General features: G+C 66.3%; 14 protein-coding genes and 1 other RNA gene. 12 read left to right on the top strand and 3 right to left on the bottom strand.

Annotation, left to right across the window (positions count from 1 at the left end; translation table 11 throughout):
- Positions 1-32: 32 nt before the first annotated feature.
- Entirely contained in the window at positions 33-1,607 is a 1,575-nt protein-coding gene (locus ACQY39_RS17685; protein WP_428508434.1) for a DUF1800 domain-containing protein, read from the bottom strand.
- 152 nt (positions 1,608-1,759) lie between these two features.
- Between ACQY39_RS17685 and ACQY39_RS17690 the strand changes: the two genes are divergently transcribed.
- Together ACQY39_RS17690 and ACQY39_RS17695 are read left to right on the top strand one after the other, a co-directional pair.
- On the top strand, positions 1,760-3,505 hold the full coding sequence (locus ACQY39_RS17690) for a DUF885 domain-containing protein (RefSeq protein ID WP_428508436.1): 1,746 nt from the start codon (positions 1,760-1,762) through the stop codon (positions 3,503-3,505).
- Between the two features lie 119 nt (positions 3,506-3,624).
- Positions 3,625-8,454 (top strand): NAD-glutamate dehydrogenase, encoded by a 4,830-nt coding sequence (locus ACQY39_RS17695; RefSeq protein WP_428508438.1) that lies wholly within the window; start codon positions 3,625-3,627, stop codon positions 8,452-8,454.
- Between the two features lie 715 nt (positions 8,455-9,169).
- On the opposite strand, the gene ACQY39_RS17700 is transcribed toward ACQY39_RS17695, so the two are convergent.
- Positions 9,170-10,183 (bottom strand): sulfate ABC transporter substrate-binding protein, encoded by a 1,014-nt coding sequence (locus ACQY39_RS17700; protein ID WP_428508440.1) that lies wholly within the window; start codon positions 10,181-10,183, stop codon positions 9,170-9,172.
- A gap of 172 nt (positions 10,184-10,355) precedes the next feature.
- On the bottom strand, positions 10,356-10,619 hold the full coding sequence (locus ACQY39_RS17705) for a DUF1488 family protein (RefSeq protein ID WP_428508442.1): 264 nt from the start codon (positions 10,617-10,619) through the stop codon (positions 10,356-10,358).
- 127 nt (positions 10,620-10,746) lie between these two features.
- On the opposite strand from ACQY39_RS17705, the gene acnA reads away from it, so the two are divergent.
- From acnA to ACQY39_RS17755, 10 genes are all read left to right on the top strand, one after another.
- Positions 10,747-13,539, top strand: coding sequence for an aconitate hydratase AcnA (acnA, locus tag ACQY39_RS17710; protein ID WP_428508444.1), 2,793 nt, complete (start codon positions 10,747-10,749; stop codon positions 13,537-13,539).
- A 142-nt stretch (positions 13,540-13,681) separates the two neighbouring features.
- Positions 13,682-14,311 (top strand): sensor histidine kinase, encoded by a 630-nt coding sequence (locus ACQY39_RS17715; protein ID WP_428508446.1) that lies wholly within the window; start codon positions 13,682-13,684, stop codon positions 14,309-14,311.
- On the top strand, positions 14,308-14,991 hold the full coding sequence (locus ACQY39_RS17720) for a response regulator transcription factor (protein WP_428508448.1): 684 nt from the start codon (positions 14,308-14,310) through the stop codon (positions 14,989-14,991). The genes ACQY39_RS17715 and ACQY39_RS17720 overlap by 4 nt, the downstream gene beginning before the upstream one ends.
- A 270-nt stretch (positions 14,992-15,261) precedes the next feature.
- Complete coding sequence (locus ACQY39_RS17725; RefSeq protein WP_263563001.1) at positions 15,262-15,831, top strand: DUF4255 domain-containing protein; 570 nt, start codon at positions 15,262-15,264, stop codon at positions 15,829-15,831.
- Positions 15,828-16,655 (top strand): hypothetical protein, encoded by an 828-nt coding sequence (locus tag ACQY39_RS17730; protein ID WP_428508450.1) that lies wholly within the window; start codon positions 15,828-15,830, stop codon positions 16,653-16,655. The genes ACQY39_RS17725 and ACQY39_RS17730 overlap by 4 nt, the downstream gene beginning before the upstream one ends.
- Before the next feature lie 22 nt (positions 16,656-16,677).
- Positions 16,678-18,711 (top strand): phage tail sheath family protein, encoded by a 2,034-nt coding sequence (locus ACQY39_RS17735; RefSeq protein ID WP_428508452.1) that lies wholly within the window; start codon positions 16,678-16,680, stop codon positions 18,709-18,711.
- A gap of 62 nt (positions 18,712-18,773) precedes the next feature.
- Positions 18,774-18,850, top strand: a non-coding RNA gene (locus ACQY39_RS17740) — sX9 sRNA.
- A gap of 47 nt (positions 18,851-18,897) precedes the next feature.
- Positions 18,898-19,356 (top strand): phage tail protein, encoded by a 459-nt coding sequence (locus tag ACQY39_RS17745; RefSeq protein WP_428508454.1) that lies wholly within the window; start codon positions 18,898-18,900, stop codon positions 19,354-19,356.
- Positions 19,357-19,361: 5 nt separating this feature from the next.
- Positions 19,362-19,850: a phage tail protein gene (locus ACQY39_RS17750; protein WP_428508456.1), complete on the top strand. Its 489-nt coding sequence runs from the start codon at positions 19,362-19,364 to the stop codon at positions 19,848-19,850.
- A complete protein-coding gene (locus ACQY39_RS17755; protein WP_428508458.1) occupies positions 19,847-20,071 on the top strand; it encodes a DUF5908 family protein in 225 nt (74 codons plus the stop codon). The genes ACQY39_RS17750 and ACQY39_RS17755 overlap by 4 nt, the downstream gene beginning before the upstream one ends.
- Positions 20,072-20,083: the final 12 nt, after the last annotated feature.

The following is a 20,083-nucleotide window of genomic DNA, read 5'->3' on the forward strand; positions in this document are numbered from 1 at the left end:
CCTGAAGATGGCGAGTGAATCGAGAGGCGCGTTCAGCGGCGCATGAAGTCCGGGCTGCCCAGCAACAAGGCCAGCTGCATCTCGGCCGGCTCGGCCGCGACCACGGTGCGTGTGGCTTCACCAAGCCAGGGGCCCAGGCTGCGCAGCAAAGCCGGGCCGCGCCGCGCCGAACGGTCCACGCCGGCCGTGCGTTCGTTCAAGCGGCTCAGCCACTGGATGCGCTGGGACAGGGCCTCCGGATTCAACCAGGCCGAGGCGACATTCTTGTAGCCGTCCGGCGTGGCCGCACCGTACAGCGGCATGCCGGCCTGGGCCAGCGCGCCAAGCAGGGGCTGCACATCCTGCGGCTGCGCGTCGAGCACGCGCAGGGTCGAGAGCAGGAACTGATAGGGAGTCTTGAACTTGCTGTGCAGATGTTCGCGCTGCCAGAAATGCTCGCTGCTCAGCAAGGTCTGCACCCAGGCCCGCAGATCGCCGCCGCTGCTCAGGAACTTGGCGCTGAGCTCGGCGACCAAGGCTTCGGGCGGCTCGTCGGCCACAAAGGCCTGGGCCAGCTTGCGGCTCAGATGGCGGGCGGTGGCCGGATGGCTGGCCAGCACATCGAGCGCCCATTTGCCCTCGGCCTGGCCGTGCGCCGTGACCGGCCGGCCCAACCACTGCTTGGGGCCGGTGTCATGGCGGCGTGCGGCGAACTCGAACAGCTCGCCCGAGCCTCGCCCTTGCGGCCCACGCACATCGACCGTCCAGCCGGTCAGCATGCGCGCCAGCTCGGTGACGTCCGCCTGGCTGTAGCCACCGTCCACGCCCAGGGTGTGCAGCTCCATCAGCTCGCGGGCATAGTTTTCATTGAGCCCGCGCGGCCGAGCCGCCTGTTCATCGCCCAGACGAGCGGGCGGGCGGAAGCCCGGTGCGACGCTCTGGGCGTTGTCCAGGTAGAACAGCATGGCCGGGTGCTTGGCCGTGGCCCCCAGCATCTGGCGGAAGCGGCCCCAGAGATGCGGGCGTATCGCCTCGCGCTCATAGCTGCCCACCAGGGCCGCCACCGGGCCCTTGCCGGCGAAGACATTGAAGTGGTTGAACCAGAACTCCAGCAACTGCTCTTCCAGCTGGGCCGAGCTGTGCAGGGCGCGCAGCAGGCGTTGCTCGGCCGCCTGCGCCAGGATGGGGCGGACCAACTCGCGGCGGGACGTCTGCTCGGCTGCGGGCGCGCTGCCGGCCGAAGCCGCAGCTTGCAAGCGAGCAAGTCGCCTTGCTTCTTGGTAACGATCCAAGAGCTGCGCCTGACTCAGCCCCAGGGTCTCCAACCCCTGGAGCCGGGTCAAGACGGCCTCGGGCAAGACCTGACCCCCGGCGCTTCCACGCAGCTGGCTGGCCAGGAATTGCTCGAGCCAGGCCTGGGGGCCCAGACGCTGTAGGTCCTGCAGCTCGGCCGAACGCGGCCCATAGCTCAGGCGCGACAAGGCATGCCAGGCGCGCTCTTCTGCGCTCATGGGGCCGGCAGCAGGCCTCTGGGGCTGGGCCAGGGCTGGCCCCTGCCCGCCCAAAAGTCCGCCCAGGCCACTCAGCGCCATCATGCCGCCGCTCAATCCAGTTCGTCTCGTGATCATCTGCAAAGCACTCCTGCGACCAGCCGGGTTCAGGCGCCCATCATCGGGCCGGGACGGCCCCGACTCTTTGTCTGCTTTGCAAAGTTCTGCAAGCCAGGCGCAGCGCGGGCCTGGCATACGATGCCGCATCGCAACGCCATGCCCGCCCCGTCATGCCCAACACGCCCAGCAACACCGCCCTCTTGCAAGAACGCCTGCACGCCCTGTTCGAGCGCTGCTGGGAACGCGAGTTGGCCGAGAATCCGCTGCAGGCCAGCTATATCGGCGACCCGCGCTACAACGCGCTCTGGCCCGATCTGTCCGAGGAGGCGCAGGCGCGCAGCGAGGCCGACAACCGCGCGGCCCTGGCCGAGCTCGATGCCATTGAGACGGCCGGTCTGCCCGACAGCGAACGGCTCAACGCCCAGCTGTTCCGCCATGAACTGCGCGCCCGGCTCGATGTCCTGCCCTTCCAGCCACTCGCCTGGGCGATCTCCGCCCGCGAAGGGCCGCAGGCCCTCAACGAAGTGGCCGAGCTGATGCCGCTGGACACGGCGGCCGACTTCGAGGTCTGGCTGCAGCGCCTGCGCGGCCTGCCCGACTATCTGCAGCAGTACGGCGAGCTGCTGGAGCGCGCCGCCGCCAGCGGCCGCACTCAGCCGCGCCTCTTGATGGAGCGGGTGCTGCCCCAGCTGGACGGCCAATGCGTCAGCGAACCCGAGCTGAGCCCCTTCTTCAGCGCATTCCGCCAGCTGCCCGCACGCATCGCACCCGAGGAGGCCGAGGCCCTGCAGGCCGAAGCGCGCCAGGTGATCGCCGAGGCCGTGCTGCCGGCTTACCAGCGCTTTCGCCGCCTGTTTGCCGAGCGCTATCTGCCCGCCTGCCGCGAGAGCGTGGGCATCTGGGACAGCCCGGACGGCGAGGCCTACTACGCCAACCGCATCGCCTTCCACACCAGCACCACGCTGAGTGCCGAGGACATCCACGCCATCGGCCTGGCCGAGGTGGCGCGCATCCAGGCCGAGATGCAGGCGGTGATGGACGAGCTGGGTTTCGAGGGCAGCCAGCCTGAGTTCTTCGAGCAGCTGCGCAGCGACCCGCGCCACTACTGCCAGAGCGAAGACGAGCTCTTCTGCGCCTATGTGATGGCGGCCAAAAAGATCGAGCCCGAACTGCCCAAGCTCTTCGGCAAGCTGCCGCGCATGCCGTACGGTGTGCGGCCGATTCCCATGAGCAGCGCGCCCAACACCACGGCCGCTTACTACAGCGCCCCGTCCGATGACGGCCGCCGCGCCGGCTACTACTACGTGAACCTTTACCGGCCCGAGATGCGGCCCAAGTTCGAGATCGAGGTGCTGACCAGCCACGAGGCCATGCCAGGCCATCACCTGCAACTGGCCCTGGCCCAGGAGCTGGGTGAGCTGCCCAAGTTCCGCCGCTTCGCCGGCTACAACGCCTACCTGGAAGGCTGGGCGCTTTACAGCGAGCGCCTGGGCTATGAGCTGGGGCTCTACCAAGACCCCTACTCGCGCTTCGGACAGCTCAGCTACGACATGTGGCGCGCCGTGCGCCTGGTGCTGGACACCGGCCTGCATGCCATGGGCTGGAGCCGCGAGCAGGCGATCGACTACTTCCGCCACCATGCGCCCAAGAGCGAGCTGGACATCGTCAACGAGGTGGACCGCTACATCGGCTGGCCCGGCCAGGCCCTGTCCTACAAGATCGGCCAGCTGCACATGCTGGCCCTGCGCGCCCGGGCCGAGCGGGCACTGGGCGAAGGCTTCGATCTGCGTGCCTTCCACGACATGCTGCTGGACAGCGGCGCCCTGCCCCTGGAGCTGCTGGAGCGCAAGGTCAGCGACTGGCTGGCTGGCCTGCAGTTTTCCAGCGAGACGCCGAAAACCCTGAAGTCCGTCTGAGCCGGCAAGGCCTGACCCTGCGTCTTCTCAAACCGAGAAGCCTCGCTTGCTGGTTAAATGGCTGTCGCAATGCCCAGGCACACTGGACACACAAGCATCCTTCCAAGGAGACAAGAGCAATGACCGACCCCCAAGAAGCGCTGCAAAGCGAACGCATCGACACCGTGCTGGCCCTGGCCGCCAGCCGCCCGCTGGCCGCCGAGCAAAAGGGCTTGATCGAGAGTTTCGGCCGCGAGTATTTCGCCCGCCTCGACCCCGAAGACCTGCTGGCCCGCACGCCCGAGGACCTGCTCGGCGCCCTGCTTTCGCACTTGCAGTTCGGCGCCAAGCGCCTGCCCGGCCAGACCCTGGTGAGGGTGCAGAGCCCCTCGGTCGCCGAACATGGCTGGGCCTCGCGCCATTCGGTCATCGACATCGTCAACGACGACATGCCGTTTCTGGTCGACACCACGACCATGGAGATCAACCGGCAAGGCCTGACCCTGCACCTGATCATCCACCCCATCTTTGCCGTCGAGCGCGACAGCCAGGGCCAGCTCAAGGCCATCGGTCCGCGCCGCGAGGGCGAGACCGGCGGAGCCCGTGAGTCCTGGATGCACATCGAGGTGGACCGCATCATCGACGTGCAGCAGCGCCAGGAACTGGTGGCAGGCCTCGAGCGTGTGCTGGCCGATGTGCGCACCGCCGTGGAAGACTGGAAGCCCATGGTGGCGCGCCTGCGCCAGGTCATCGACGAAGTGCGGGTGGCACCGGCCAGCCTGCGCGCCGCCCATATTCAGGAAAGCGTGGCCTTCCTGGACTGGCTGGCCGACGACCACATGACCCTGCTCGGCTACCGCTGCCACGACCTGGTCTTCGATGAAGGCAAGGAAGCGCTGAGCCTGCAGCCCGGCAGCGGCCTGGGCCTGCTGCGCGAGACTGCCGAGGAAAAGCTCTCCAGCAGTTTCTCGCTGCTGCCGGCCAATGCCCGCGCCATGGCACGCGCGCCCGAACCGACCGTCATGGTCACCAAGGCCAACACCCGCTCCACCGTGCACCGCGCCGGCTACACCGATTACGTCGGCGTCAAGCGCTACAACGCCGCCGGCGAGGTGATCGGCGAGCACCGCTTCATCGGCCTCTTCACCTCCACCGCCTACAGTGCACGGGTGTCGGAAACGCCCATCCTGCGCAGCCGTGTCGGCGCCATCACCACGCGCGCGGGCCTGCCGCCGGGCGGCCATTTGGCCAAGGCCTTGCAGCACATCCTGGAGACCTACCCGCGCGACGACCTCTACCAGATCTCCGACGACGAGCTCTACGAAACCGCCCTGGGCATCCTGGCCCTGGGCGAACGCCAGCGCCTGCGCCTGTTCGTTTGCCGCGACCCCTTCGAGCGCTTCTTCAGCTGCCTGGTCTATGTGCCGCGCGAGGCCTATTCCACGGACATGCGCATCAAGTTCCAGCGCATCCTGATGCAGGTCTTCAGCGGCACCAGTGCCGAGTTCGATGTGCAGCTCAGCGACGCCGTGCTGGCCCGCATCCACTTCACCGTGCGTACCACACCGGGCCAGGTGCCGCTGTACGAGCGCCGTGACATCGAGGCCAAGCTGACCGCCGCGGCCCGCCGCTGGGACGACGATCTGCGCGACGCCCTGATCGACGCCGAAGGCGAAGCCCGTGGCCTGGAGCTCTTCAAACGCTGGGGCGCAGGTTTCCCGGCCGGCTACCGCGAGCGCGTCAGCGCCCGCGCCGCCGTGCCCGATGTGCTGAAGATCGCCGGCCTCAATGGCGACAACCCCCTGGCCCTGGCCCTGTATCGCCCCCTGGGTGGCGAGGCCGGCAGCCTGGGCTTCAAGGTCTACCGCCGCGGCGGCGCCGTGGTGCTGTCCGACAGCCTGCCCATGCTGGAACACATGGGCGTGCGCGTGCTGGGCGAGCACAACCACCGCATCGCTGACGCCGCGTCCGCCGACGCCGGCGACGGCGCCGACAGCGTGTCCCTGCACGACTTCCAGCTGCAGGCTGCGGTGTCCGACGAGATCGACCCCGAGGCCCTGTCCAAGCTGTTTGAGGACACCTTCGCCCGGGTCTTCCGTGGCGAAGTCGAGAACGACGACTTCAACCGCCTGGTGCTTCGCGCAGGGCTGGCCAGCGACGAGATCGTGGTGCTGCGCGCCTATGCCAAATACCTGCGTCAGATTGGCTTTGCGCTCTCGCAAGCCAGCATCGAGGCCACCCTGGCCTCGCACCCGCGCATCGCCCGCATGCTGGTGGGCCTGTTCAAGCTGCGCTTCGACCCGGCCGCACATGACGCCGCAGGCGCCAGCGCCCAGGTCAACGGCATCGAGAAGGCACTCGAGAAGGTCTCCAATCTGCAGGAAGACCGCGTGCTGCGCCAGCTGCTGGCCCTGATCCTGGCCACGCTGCGCACCAATTTCTGGCGCACCGGCATCGGCCACTCGGGCGCGCCGGGCGCACGCCGCAGCTTCGTCAGCTTCAAGCTGGACTCGGCCAAGGTGCCGGGCCTGCCCGAGCCACGGCCGCTGTACGAAATCTTTGCCTACTCGCCGCGCTTTGAAGGCATCCACCTGCGCGGCGGCAAAGTCGCCCGGGGCGGCCTGCGCTGGTCTGACCGGCCGGAAGACTTCCGCACCGAGGTGCTGGGCCTGGTGAAGGCGCAGATGGTCAAGAACACCGTCATCGTGCCGGTGGGCAGCAAGGGCGGCTTTGTGCTGAAGAAGGCACCGCCGTCCAGCGACCGCGAGGCCTTCATGAAGGAAGGCGTGGCCTGCTACCAGGACTATCTGCGCGCCCTGCTGGACCTGACCGACAACTACGCCGGGGGTCAGGTCGTGCCACCACCGCAAGTGCTGCGCATGGATGAGGACGACCCTTACCTCGTGGTTGCCGCCGACAAGGGCACGGCCACCTTCTCCGACTACGCCAACGCCGTCAGCGCCGAGTACGGCCACTGGCTGGGCGACGCCTTTGCCTCGGGCGGCTCGATCGGCTATGACCACAAGGCCATGGGCATCACCGCCCGCGGCGCCTGGGAATCGGTCAAGCGCCATTTCCGCGAGATGGGCCTGGACACACAGAGCCAGGAGTTCACCGTGGTCGGCGTGGGCGATATGTCGGGCGATGTGTTTGGCAACGGCATGCTGCTGTCGCCGCACATCCGCCTGGTGGCCGCCTTTGACCACCGCCATGTCTTCATCGACCCCAATCCCGATGCGGCCAAGAGCTTTGCCGAACGCGACCGCCTGTTCAAGCTGCCGCGCTCCAGCTGGGCCGACTACGACGCCAGCCTGATCTCGGACGGCGGCGGTGTCTGGGCTCGCTCGGAAAAGTCGATCCCGATCTCGCCGCAGGCGCGCGCCGTGCTGGGCATCGAGGCCGAGCGCCTGGCGCCCACCGAGCTGCTCAGCGCCATCCTCAAGGCGCCCGTGGACCTGCTTTACAACGGCGGCATCGGCACCTACATCAAGAGCAGCGGCGAGAGCCATGCCGATGTCGGCGACCGCGCCAACGATGCCTTGCGCATCAACGGCGCCGACTTGCGCTGCAAGGTGGTGGCCGAAGGTGGCAATCTGGGCTGCACCCAACGCGGCCGGGTCGAAGCGGCGCTGCACGGTGTGCGCATCAACACCGACGCGATCGACAACTCGGCCGGCGTGGACACCTCGGACCATGAGGTCAACATCAAGATCTTGCTGGGCCTGGCCACCGGCGACGGCGAGATGACGGCCAAGCAGCGCAATGCCCTGCTGCCGCAGATGACGGACGATGTCGCCGCATTGGTGCTGCGCGACAACTACTTCCAGACGCAAGCGCTGTCCATCGCCGGCCGTCAGGGCGTCAGCCTGATCGACTCTCAGGCGCGCTTCATCCGCTATCTGGAGCGCAATGGTCAGCTCAACCGCGCCATCGAGTTCCTGCCCACCGACGACGAGATCAAGGAACGCAAGGCCCGCGGCATCGGCCTGACCAGCCCGGAAATGGCCGTCCTGCTGGCCTACAGCAAGATGTGGCTGTCCGATCAGCTGATGAGTTCGGACCTGCCCGAGGACGCCTGGATCGGCAGCGCCCTGGCGCGCTACTTCCCGCCCCTGCTGCGCGAGAAGTTCGCGGCCCTGATTCCGCGCCACCCGCTCAAGCGCGAAATCATCGTCACCCATGTGCTGAACAGCATGCTCAACCGCGTGGGCGCGACCTTTGTGCACCGCCTGAGCGAGTCGACCGGTGCCAAGCCCGCGCAGATCGTGCGCGCCTACCTGGCCACCCGCGAGGTCTTCGGCTTCGTGCCCCTGTGGCTGCAGATCGAGGCCCTGGACAACAAGGTGCCCGATGCGGTGCAGGCCGAGCTGATCAATGAGCTGGGCCGCCTGGGCAGCCATGCCACCACTTGGTTCCTGCGCTCACGCCGCCTGGCCGAGCCCATGGAGCAGGTGTTCCAGCGCTTCACGCCGGCCGTAGATGCCTTGCGTGCCCGGGTGCAAGCCCAGGCCCTGCAGTCGCCGCGCGCTGAAGCCTGGGTGGCCGCCGGTGTGCCGAGCGAGTTGGCGCAAGCCGTGATCACGGCCGAGGCCTTATTCGCAGCCCTGGACATTGCCGAGATCGCCGACGCGACGCAACAGCCCTTGGGCGAAGTGGCCGATGTGCATGCGAGCCTGGGCGAACGCCTGGGCCTGGCCCGCCTGCGCCAGCAGATCGACGCCCTGCCCACCGACAGCTACTGGCAGACGCAAGCCAAGGCCGCGCTCGGCGACGACCTGGCCGGCCTGCAACGCCAGATCGCCCACGATGTGCTGAGCCATGCCGGTGAGCAAAAGCTGAGCGCCTGGGAGCAAAGCAACCAAGCCGCGCTGGAACGCGCCCAACGCCTGCTGGCCGAGCTCAGCGAAGCCAAGGGCGTGGACTTGGCCATGCTGTCGGTCGCCCTGCGAGAGCTGCGCAACCTGGCCTGAGCGTTCTTGCGACCATGACGAAACCCCGCCTGGGCATGCAGCCCAGGCGGGGTCTTTTCTTTCCGATAGATCCACCTGAAGAGATGGACTGCTTGCGGCACACAGCGGAAATTCGCTGGCCTGGTTTGCCGCGCTGCGGTCGCTCGGCCCGCCGCCGTGCTCATGGTGCCCGGGTCGCCTCTGCGAGCCGACTCCCCTCGCTGCTCACTGCGCGGCTCAGCGGCGCCAAACTCCCTCCGTTCGCTGCGCTCACTGTGGTCAGACAGTGGCGCCGAGTCAGTGCTTGAAGCGCGTGGGTACACGCGCTTGAGCCGCTCCGCTGCGCACTCGGCCGCGCACAAATCGCCCGTCGTCGGGCCGAGCCACCTCCGAGTTTGGCGTGTTCCACCGTCGAAGGGCACATCGATCGCGATGCAAGCGCCCTGCAGTTCGGGCCGCCGCTGGGCGACTTGTGAAGGGCTGAGCAGCGCAGCGGCTCGGGGCGCGCGCGTACCCGCGCGATTCAAGCTCTGACTTGGCGCGTCTGTCTGAACGAAACGAACGCAGTGAGTGAAGAGAGTTATGCGCCAGCCCCGAGGCGCGAGCAGCGCAAGGCAGTCGGCCCGGCAGGGCCGGCCCCGGAACCATGAGCCCGGCGGCGGCCCGGACTGCAGGGCCTCACGAAAGAGAACAAGAAGGCTGCTTCGTGCCGACAACAGCCTACGGCCTCAGCCGATCAACGCCCCGGCGTGAAAATCTGGTCGAACACGCCGCCGTCGTCGAAGTGGGTCTTCTGGGCTGTGCGCCAGCCGCCGAAGAGCTCGTCGATAGTGAAAAGATTGACCTTGGCGAACTGCTTGGCGTACTTGGCGGCCACCTTGGCATCACGCGGGCGGTAGTAGTTCTTGGCAGCGATCTCCTGACCTTCTGGGCTGTACAAATACTCCAGATAAGCCTGGGCTTGCTTGCGGGTGCCCTTCTTGTCGACGTTCTTGTCGACCACTGAAATCGGCGGCTCGGCCAGCACCGAGAGGCTGGGGGTGACGATCTCGAACTTGTCCGGGCCCAGTTCCTTGACGGCCAGATAGGCCTCGTTCTCCCAGGCGATCAGCACATCACCAATGCCGCGCTCGACAAAGGTGGTGGTGGAGCCGCGCGCGCCAGAGTCCAGCACCTTGGTGTTGGCATAGACGCGCTTGACGAAGGTCTTGGCCGATTCGGCGTTGCCGCCCGGCTGCTTGAGCGCAAAGCCCCAGGCGGCCAGATAGTTCCAGCGGGCACCGCCCGAGGTCTTGGGGTTGGGAGTGATCACATCCACACCGCTGCGAGCCAGATCCGGCCAGTTGTTGATGCGCTTGGGGTTGCCCTTGCGCACCAGGAACACGATGGTCGAGGTGTAAGGGCTGGCGTTGTTGGGCAGTCGCTTCTGCCAGTCCACCGGGACCAGCTTGGCTGCGTCGTGCATGGCGTCGATGTCGTAGGCCAGGGCCAAGGTGACGACATCGGCCTCTAGGCCGTCGATCACCGAGCGCGCCTGCTTGCCCGAGCCGCCGTGGGACTGCTTGACCGCGACCGTCTCGCCGGTCTTGGCCTTCCACTGCTTGGCAAAGGCCGCGTTGAACTCCTGGTAGAGCTCGCGGGTCGGGTCGTAAGAGACATTGAGCAAGGTCGTCTGCGCCTGCGCAGGAATCGACAGCAGGCCCAGAGCCGCCAGGCTCAGGGCGTTGAAGGAACGGCGAAACAAGGTCATGACAGGGGCAGCGGGAAGGCCGAGGGTTTGCGAATCAGCCCACTGTAGAAAGACTGCGGCCTGCGGCGAAGCAAGCATTTCGACCTTGCTTATGCGCAAAACGAATGCCTGCCGACGAGACAGCAGCAGCAGCAGCAAGCGTCGTTCAAGACACCGCAGCACAGCGGCGAAATCAGGGCGCCGGCAACTCGCGTAGGTCGGCTTCGCGCAGCAGGACCGGCGGCCGCGAGCCCAGGGCAAGACGGCGGTGCACGGCGGCCTGCAGCTCGGGAATGTGGCTCAGATAGGTGGCCAGGGGCTCGTCATCGACCCGATGGGCCTGGTAGCGGTGATGCAAGGCCTCGCGGCTGACGCTGGCACCCACCTCGACGCCGGCAACCTCGACCCAGAAGCGCACGCAGCCGGAGTCGCTATGGAAAAACGCAGTTGTGCTCATGGGCTCAGCTTGGCGGCGGCCCGGGCGGACGTCTGTACGCCAGCGCACCAGGCACGGAGAGACTGAAGACGCTGCGCCCTGTCATCAATCGAGCCCACAATCCAGCCATCTTCCCAAGGAGGCTGCGATGACCGAATCTGACCCGAACGTCCACTCTGCAACGGCCCACCCCTTCGCCAGCACGGTGCGCCATTTCCAGTTCGGCAAGGCGCGCAGCGGCCGGCTCTACTCCCTGCCGGCCCTGGCCGAGCAATTCCCACAGATCGATCGCCTGCCGGTGAGCCTGCGCATCATGCTGGAGTCCTTGCTGCGCCACTGCGGCGAGCCGGGCGTGACGCCCGAGCATGTCGCCCAGTTGGCGCAGTGGCAGCCGGTGTCGACCGAGCCGCGCAGCCTGGAGATTCCCTTCCCTGTCGCCCGCGTGGTGCTGCAAGACTTCACCGGCGTGCCCTTGCTGGCCGACCTGGCCGCCATGCGCGATGTCGCCACTGGCCTCGGCCTGCCGGCCAAGAACATCGAGCCCCTGGTGCCGGTCGACCTGGTGGTGGACCACTCGGTCATGATCGACCACTACGGCAGCGCCGATTCGCTGGACCTGAACATGAAGCTGGAATTCCAGCGCAACCGCGAGCGCTACCAGTTCATGAAGTGGGGCATGCAGGCCTTTGACACCTTCCGGGTCGTGCCGCCGGGCTTTGGCATCGTCCACCAGGTGAATTTGGAGTACCTGGCACGCGGCGTGCACACGAGCGGCCCCAAGGACGCCGATGGCGCCAAGCTCTACTACCCCGACAGCCTGGTCGGCACCGACAGCCACACCACCATGATCAACGGCATCGGCGTGGTCGGCTGGGGCGTGGGCGGCATCGAGGCAGAAGCCGCCATGCTGGGCCAACCGGTCTATGTGCTAACGCCCGATGTGGTCGGCTTCGAGCTGCGCGGCGAGCTGCGCGAGGGCGTCACCGCCACCGACCTGGTGCTCAGCGTCACCGAGATCCTGCGGCGCGAGAAAGTGGTCGGACAGTTCGTCGAGTTCTACGGCCCCGGCGTGGCCCGCCTGAGCGTGCCTGACCGCGCCACCATCGCCAATATGGCGCCCGAGTACGGCGCCACCATGGGCTTCTTCCCGGTGGACGACAAGACCCTGGACTACTTCCGCGGCACCGGCCGAACCGGCCGCGAGATCGCCGCCTTCGAGGCTTACTTCCGCGCCCAGGGCCTGTTCGGCATCCCGGGCACGCCCGAGGCCTCGCCGCAGCTGCAGCAGATCGAATACACCCGTCGCATCGAGCTCGATCTGGGCCAGGTCACGCCCTCGCTGGCCGGCCCCAAGCGGCCGCAGGATCGCATCGAAATCACCCATCTGAGCCAGCGCTTTGCCGAACTCTTCAGCTCGACGGACAGCGCCAGCGGCTTCAACCAGCCGGCCGAGAAACTCACGCAGAGCTTCCCCACCCGCAGTGGCCTGGCCCTGCGCAACGGCGATGTGCTGATCGCCGCCATCACCTCCTGCACCAACACCTCCAACCCCAGCGTCATGCTGGCCGCCGGTCTGCTGGCCAAGAAGGCCGTGGAAGCCGGCCTGCGCGTGCCGGCCCATATCAAGACCTCGCTGGCGCCGGGCTCCCGCATCGTCACCGAGTACCTGCAAGTGACCGGTCTGCTGCCCTATCTGGAGCAGTTGGGCTTCAATGTGGCGGCCTATGGCTGCACCACCTGCATCGGCAATGCCGGCGACCTGACGGCCGAGATCAACGACACCATCATCGCCAATCAGCTGATCTGCGCCGCCGTGCTCTCGGGCAACCGCAATTTCGAGGCCCGCATCCACCCCAACCTCAAGGCCAACTTCCTGGCCTCGCCGCCCCTGGTGCTGGCCTATGCCTTGGCCGGCAATGTGCAGGTCGACCTGATGACCGAGCCGGTGGGCCGCAACGCCGAAGGCCGCGACATCTTCCTGGGCGACATCTGGCCGCACAGCGAGGAGGTGCAAGCCCTGCTCAGCCAGGCCATGAATCCCAAGGCCTTCCGTCGCAACTACGAACAGGTCCAGAGCAAGCCGGGCAAGCTCTGGAAGCAGATCGAAGGCGTCGTGGGCGACAGCTACGACTGGCCGGCCAGCAGCTATATCGCGCGGCCGCCTTTCTTCACCGGCTTCGCCCTGCCGGCGCCCGAGGTGTCTGACGGGCAGGCCAGCATCCAGGGCGCCCGCATCATGGCCTTGTTCGGCGACTCCATCACCACCGACCACATCTCGCCTGCGGGTTCCATCAAGGCCAGTTCACCGGCCGGGCTCTATCTGCAGGAGCAAGGTATCAAGGCCGTGGACTTCAACAGTTACGGAAGTCGGCGCGGGCACCATGAGGTGATGATGCGCGGCACCTTTGCCAATGTGCGCATCAAGAACCTGATGCTGCCGCCAGGGCCTGACGGCCAGCGCGTCGAAGGCGGCCTGACCCTGCTGCAACCCAGTGGCGAAACACACCCTATCTACGACGCGGCCATGAGCTATCTGAAGGCCGGCGTGCCCACGGTGGTCTTCGCCGGCGAGGAGTACGGCACCGGCTCCAGCCGCGATTGGGCCGCCAAGGGCACGGCCCTGCTGGGCATCAAGGCCGTAGTGGCGCGCTCCTTCGAACGCATCCACCGCGCCAATCTCGTCGGCATGGGCGTGCTGCCCCTGCAGTTCATGCCCGGCGACAGCTGGCAAAGCCTGGGCCTGCGCGGCGACGAGTTGATCGACCTCGTGATCGAAGGCGAGCTGGTTCCCCAGCGGCCGGTGCAGCTGCGCATTCACAGCAGCAGCGGTGATGTGTGCATATGCACAGTGCTGCTTCGCATCGACACGCCGATCGAGGTCAGCTACTACCGCCATGGCGGCATTCTTCCCTATGTACTGAGGGGTTTGCTGGCTGGCTGAGGGGCCTATCGAGATCGCACCAGCGAAGCCGAAAGGAGGCTCTCACCCTGCGCTTCGCAATAGCTTACAGATTGACCCCAGGTCAGTGCAGGCCATAGCATCAGCCGGCTCTTGCAACACGCCTCTGACCAGGGAACCGGAAATGACGCATCTCGCCACGGCCACCTGCCCGACTCCGTTCTGTCCCAGGGTGACAGAGCTGGCACGTCATCTCCATGATGAGCTGTCGCAATCTTTGGCCTTTGCCTTGCTTCGCCTCGACGAGGCTCAAGGCCGCGGCGATCTCAGCGCGCTCAGCAGCGCACGCAGCGCGGTGCGCCTCGCTCTGCAGGCCTCGCGGCAGCTGCTCCAAGGCCTGCCCACCGCAGGCGCAGGGCAGGACTTGGCCGCTGCCCTGCGCGTGGCCATGGACACACTGAGGCAAGAGCAAGAAGGCAGTCGCGAGCTGCACTTTGTGAACGAGGGCGTGGTACCTGAACTGAAGCCCGAAACCCATCAGGTGCTGCTGAGCGCCACGCGCGAGCTGCTGGTCAATGCCTGCAAGCATGGCGGCGACGGGGCGATCGAGGCGCGTGTGTCTGCCTGCGCGAACCGCCTGGCGATCACCGTCAGCAATGCCAGCGGCAGCGGCGGCGAACGAGCCGAGACCTGGATGTCCTCCGGCCGTGGCCTGAGCCTCACGCACACCCGCTTGCACAGCATCGGTGCACGCCTGCGCTGGCGCCAGGCGGCCAGCCAGGTGCAAGCCCGCATCACCTGGAGCTCATCATGAGAGTTCGCGTGATCATTGCCGACGACCATCACCTGGTTCGCGAAGGCTTGGTGGCACTGCTGGAACGCGAAGTCGACATTGAGGTCGTGGCGCAAGCTCGCGACGGCATGGAGCTGGTCCGGCTGGCTCGCACGCACAACCCCGATGTGGTGATTCTGGATGTCGCCATGCCGCGCATGAATGGCATCGAGGCGATCCGTCGCATTCGCGCCGAACCTTTGTCCTGCAAGCTGATCTGCTTGTCCGTGCATGCCGAGACCCAGCAGGTGGCGGCCGCCCTCGAAGCCGGCGCCAACGGCTATGTGCTCAAGGAAAACTCTTTTGACGAGCTCGCGCGTGGCGTCAGGCGCGTGATGGCCAATCAGCTCTTCCTCAGCGGTGAGCTGGTGGGCGAGATGCTTCAGCACCGCGCCGCCTCTGAGGCTGAGCCTGAGTCAGCCGGCCACAGCCACTCGATCTCCGCCCGGCTGACACCGCGCGAGCGCGAAATGGTGCAGCTGTTTTCCGAAGGCTACTCCGCCCAGGAGATTGCCTCCCAGCTGCACCTCAGCGCCAAGACTGTGGCCACCCATCGCGAGCATGTGTTTGCCAAGCTGCAAATCCAGGGCATCGCCGAGCTGACGCGCTTTGCGCTGCGCGAAGGGCTGAGCACGCTCGATGTGATGCGCAGCCGGGCTTGACGCAACGGGTCGGGGCGGGTCAGAACCCACCATTCGTCCGCTCCAACGGCTGCGCTCGCAGCCTGATGCTCAGCAAAATTCCTAGGAACAAACCCGCAGCAGGCAAGACCTGACCCCATGGCTGCCCGCCTGCCCGCATCCAGGCCAGGGTTTGCCCGATCGGCAAAAATCTGATGGCAAATCAGCTGCGCTCCGATGGTGGCGCCGCAGCCGCGGCACTACCCTTCTTCGAACCGGTGCCATGAGGGCGCCGCCTGGCCTGGACGCACCATGATCGATGCCGCACTGACACAGATTGCCGGTCAGCTGAACCAGCATCTGCGCCAGCGTTTCCAGGTCAGCGAGGACCTGGCGGTGCTGTCGAATCTGCATGAGCAGAACGGCAGTGCGGTGCCCATCGTCGCCAACAAGCTGGTGATCTTTCTGGCCGGCGTGGAACGCGACACCATGGCCCATCGCGCCACGCCCACGCGTGGCATGAGCAGCGAGCTGCGCCAGCAGGAGCCGGTGTTCCTGAACCTGCTGATGATGTGCGCGGCCAATTTCAGCGGCGCCAACTACCCCGAGGCGCTGAAGTTCCTGTCCGGCGCCATCGGCTACTTTCAGGCCACACCGGTCATCGATCACCACAATGCGCCCAACCTCGATGCCCGGCTGGAACGGCTGATTCTCAACATCGAGAACCTCAGCAGCTCGGAGATGCACAGCCTTTGGGGCATCCACAGCGGCCGCTACCTGCCCTCGGTGCTCTACCGGGTGCGCATGGTCAGCGTCGACGGCGAGCAGATCGTCGGCCGCGACACGCCGATCCGCGTCAGCGATGTGCGGGGTCTGTCATGAGCCTCAGCTTGAGCAGCGTCGCCGCCACCGATCATGGCCGCCAGCGCCTGCGCGAGCCGCGTGCTGCGGAGCAGTTCCAGCTGCTGCTGAGCGTCGGCCTGCAACATGACTACGGCGCCAGCGCCTTGAGGGGTCTGAGCCTGACGCCCAGCCAGGCCACCCGCGATCTGTGCAAGCAGCATGGCCTGCTCTTGCGCAGCGACGCCGGCGGCCTCAGCTTGATCGGCGCTCAAAGCGCCCTGCCCCAGCTCTGGCAGGCGCAGCGCGACGAGGGCTGCGACTACCTGCTCTCTTGGCGCCTGGACGGCAGCGCGCCGCTGTTCGCGCTGGCAAGCGACGAACACGCAGCACGCCACCTGCTTCTGCCGCTGACACCCCATTCGGCCCTGGACCAGGACTGCGAGACCTGGTGCGCCGGCCTGGGTCGTCGCGAACTGCTGCGCATCGCCACACGGCGCTGCCCATGGAAATACCTGCTGCTGGGCGACTGGGCCGAGCTCTGTGCCAGCGGCCAGATCGATGACCTGATGCTGAGCATGAGTCCGGCCCTGTCCTCCCTCTCCGAAGGCGGCGCCCCCCTGCGCTTCGAGCGCGACGCCGCCCAGGAAACCCTGCCGGACGGACGCCTCGCCTGGGTGTTCCGCAGCCCCGAGGCCTTGCCGCTGGCCGAGCGCAGCAGCCGCCGGGTCGCCTTGAGCGACGCCGGCAGCACCCCCGCGCGTGTCCTGATGGACGCGCTTCCCCATGGTGCCCCAGGCAGCCTTCGACGCGAAGTACGCGCCGGCAGCACGCAATGGGTGACCGAAATCTTCCTCACCCGATGACGACTCAACCAGGAGAATCGAGATGGCTGTAATGAAGACGCCGGGCGTCTATATCGTCGAGAAGAACGCCTTTCCCAACTCCGTGGTCGAGGTGGCCACGGCGGTGCCGGCCTTTGTCGGCCACACCGAGTTTGCCGACAACCACAACACGCCCTTGTCGCTGCGGCCCTGGCCGATCAGCTCCATGGCCGAGTACCACCAGTACTTCGGTGGCCCGCCGAAGCCACGCTTCGAGCTGAGCGAGGAAAGCGACCCGCTGAATGCGCAGTTCCAGGCCTTGAGTGAGCCCGACACGCCGACCAGCAAGAAGGGCTACAAGCTGGCCCAGGTCAAAGGTGTCAAGGGCGGAGACTTCGGCCTCTACAGCGCCCTGCGGCACTTCTTCCAGAACGGCGGCGGCCGCTGCTATGTGGTGTCCATCGGCAGCTACAAGCAGGAGCTCGACCCGGAGCTGTTTCAAAAAGGCATCGATGCCTTGAAGAAGGAGCAGGAGCCCACCATGGTGCTGGCCCCTGAGGCCGTGCGCTTCGAGGACGCCAACACCTGCAAGGACATTCAGCAGGCCATGCTGAACCACTGCGGCTACGAGATGAAGAACCGCGTGGCCATTCTTGACGTCTACAACGGCGACAAGCCGCGCGAGTACCCGCCTGGCGATCCGGTCGCGAAATTCCGCGACAGCCTGGGCATCAACTTCCTCGACTTCGCCAGCGCCTACTACCCCTGGCTCAACACCTCGGTGGTGAGCGAGAAAGAGATCGATTACCAGAACATCGACAGCAACAGCCTGGACCTGCTCATCACCCTGCTGCGTGCCGAACTCAATCTGCCCACGGCGCGCCCGGACGACAGCAAGCCCAAGCAGCAATCGTTGTGGGACGAAGTGGCCAAGCTGAAGACCGACTTCACACCCGTCGTCATCGACGAGGCTCGCAAGCAGCGTGACGAGGCGGCGGCCAAGGTGGCGGCCGCTGCGGCGGCCAAGGCCAAGGCGTCGGCCGAGGCCGCAGCCAAAGCCCGAACCGAGGCGCGCGCCAAGGTCGAGGCCGATGCCAAGGCCGCGAACAAGACCGCCGAAGAGATCAAGGAGGCCTTGGCCACTTTTGACAAGGCCAACCCCGCACCCCAGGCCGCACCAGCACCAGCACCAGCACCAGCGCCAGCGCCCGCCGACGCTGCTGCCGCCAAGGCAGAGAAAGAGCGCAGCGAGGCACGCGCCAAAGTGGAGGCCGATGCCAAGGCGGCCGGCAAGAGCGACGAGGAAGTCGGCGAAGCGTTGAAAGCCTTTGACGAGGCCAACCCCGCGCCCGCGCCCAAGCCAGCCGGCGATGCCGACGCCAAGAAAGCCGTCGACAACCCGCTCGGCAGCGAGGCCCTGGAAGCCGGCGTGAAGGCGCGCCGCGATCTACTGAACAAGACCTTGCTCAGCGTCAGCAATGTCTACAAGGCGGTGCTGACCGAGGTGCGCCGCCAGCTCAATGTGCTGCCGCCCAGCAGCGCCATGGCTGGCATCTACACCATGGTGGACAACACCCGGGGCGTCTGGAAGGCACCGGCCAATGTCAGCCTCAATGGCGTGATCTCACCGACCGTGAGCATCTCGCACGAGCAGCAGGAAGACCTGAACGTCAGTGCCCAGGGCAAGTCCATCAATGCCATCCGCAGCTTCATCGGCGAAGGCGTGCTGGTCTGGGGTGCTCGCACGCTGGACGGCAACAGCCTCGATTGGCGCTACATCAATGTCCGGCGCACCATGATCATGCTGGAGGAGAGCTGCCGCCTGGCCGCCAAGGCCATGGTCTTCGAGCCCAACACCGCCAACACCTGGGTCACCATCAAGAGCATGGTGGCCAACTTCCTGACCAGTGTCTGGAAGCGCGGCGGTTTGATGGGTGCGGTGCCCGAAGACGCGTTCAGCGTTCATGTGGGGCTGGGTGAAACCATGACGCCCAACGATGTGCTCGAAGGCATCTTGCGCGTCACCGTGCTGGTCGCCATGGTGCGCCCGGCCGAGTTCATCGAGATCACTTTCCAACAGCAAATGCCTAAATCTTGAGAGGCAGTGTCCTTTCTACTGCGCGACCGCCATGCATCGTTGGCCGGATGCTCGGAATCCTCACGTACAGCTCGTACGTTCCGGTTCCTGCGCTCCGTCCGCCTCGCCTGGCAGCCGCTCGCTACGAAAGTACCCAGCCTCTTGGCGGAACTACACGCACAGCAATTGAGTTAACGGAGAAACACCATGGCTGACGACGGCTCCAAGCAATCCACCAATGTCTGGCCACTGCCCAAATTCCACTTCCAGGTGAAGTGGGATTCGGCGGTGATGTCCTTCGAAGAGATCTCCGGCCTCGATGTCGAAGCCCAACCGATCGAGTACCGCCACGGCGACAGCCCGGTGTTCTCGGCGATCAAGATGCCGGGCTTGAAGAAGTACGGCAATGTCACGATGAAGAAAGGCGTCTTCAAGTCGGACAACAAGTTCTGGGACTGGTTCAACCAGATCAAGATGAACACCATCAAGCGTGTGCCGGTGACCATCAGCCTGCTCGACGAAGAAGGCAAGCCCACCATGGTGTGGACGCTGACCAATGCCTGGCCGACCAAGGTCACCGGCACCGACCTGAAGTCCGAGGGCAATGAAGTGGCGGTCGAGACCATCGAAATCGCCCATGAAGGCCTGACCATCGCCAACGGCTGAGGCCCATGAGCGCCCTTGCATCGACCCTGAACCAGGCGCTCGAAATGCTGCAGGCGCCACCTGTGGCCTTTCATTTCTCGGTCATTGTGGGCACCCAGCCCCAGTCCGTCGACAGCTCCTTCCAGGAGGTGTCGGGGCTGACGCAAAGCATGGAGACCGAGGAGCTGCGCGAAGGCGGTGAGAACCGCTTTTGCCACCAGCTGCCCCAGGGCATCAAGCAGGGCCGCTTGAGCCTGAAGCGCGGCGTCGCGCCGGACACCTCGCCGCTGATGCTGTGGTGCAAGGAAACACTGGAAGGCGGCTTGACACGCCCCATCCTGACCATGCCGGTGCTGGTGCGCTTGAAAGGTGCCGATGGTCTGCCCCTGCGGGCCTGGCTGCTCGACAACGCCTACCCGGTCAGCTGGGAGATCGAAGCGTTTTCCTCTACCAAGAACGAGCTGGCCATCGAGCAGATCGAGCTGGCCTACACCACGAGCATGCGACTGCTATGACGCTGGAAGTCCGACAACTGCTGCTCAAGTCCACCGTCAGCGACGATGAGGCGGACGACGAGGCCAGCCCTTCCAGCTCTGCGGCCAAGTCCGCGGCCGGCGGCTGCGGTGGTGGCGGCGCGGGCGAGGATTGCGAAGACCGCGAGCAGTTGAAGGAGGAGATCCTGGCCGAATGCCGGGTCTGGCTGCTGGCGCAGTTGCAAGCGCTGCGCGAGCGCTGAAACCGAGGCGCA

Source organism: Roseateles sp. (assembly GCF_965262435.1).
GTDB lineage: Bacteria > Pseudomonadota > Gammaproteobacteria > Burkholderiales > Burkholderiaceae_C > Paucibacter_A.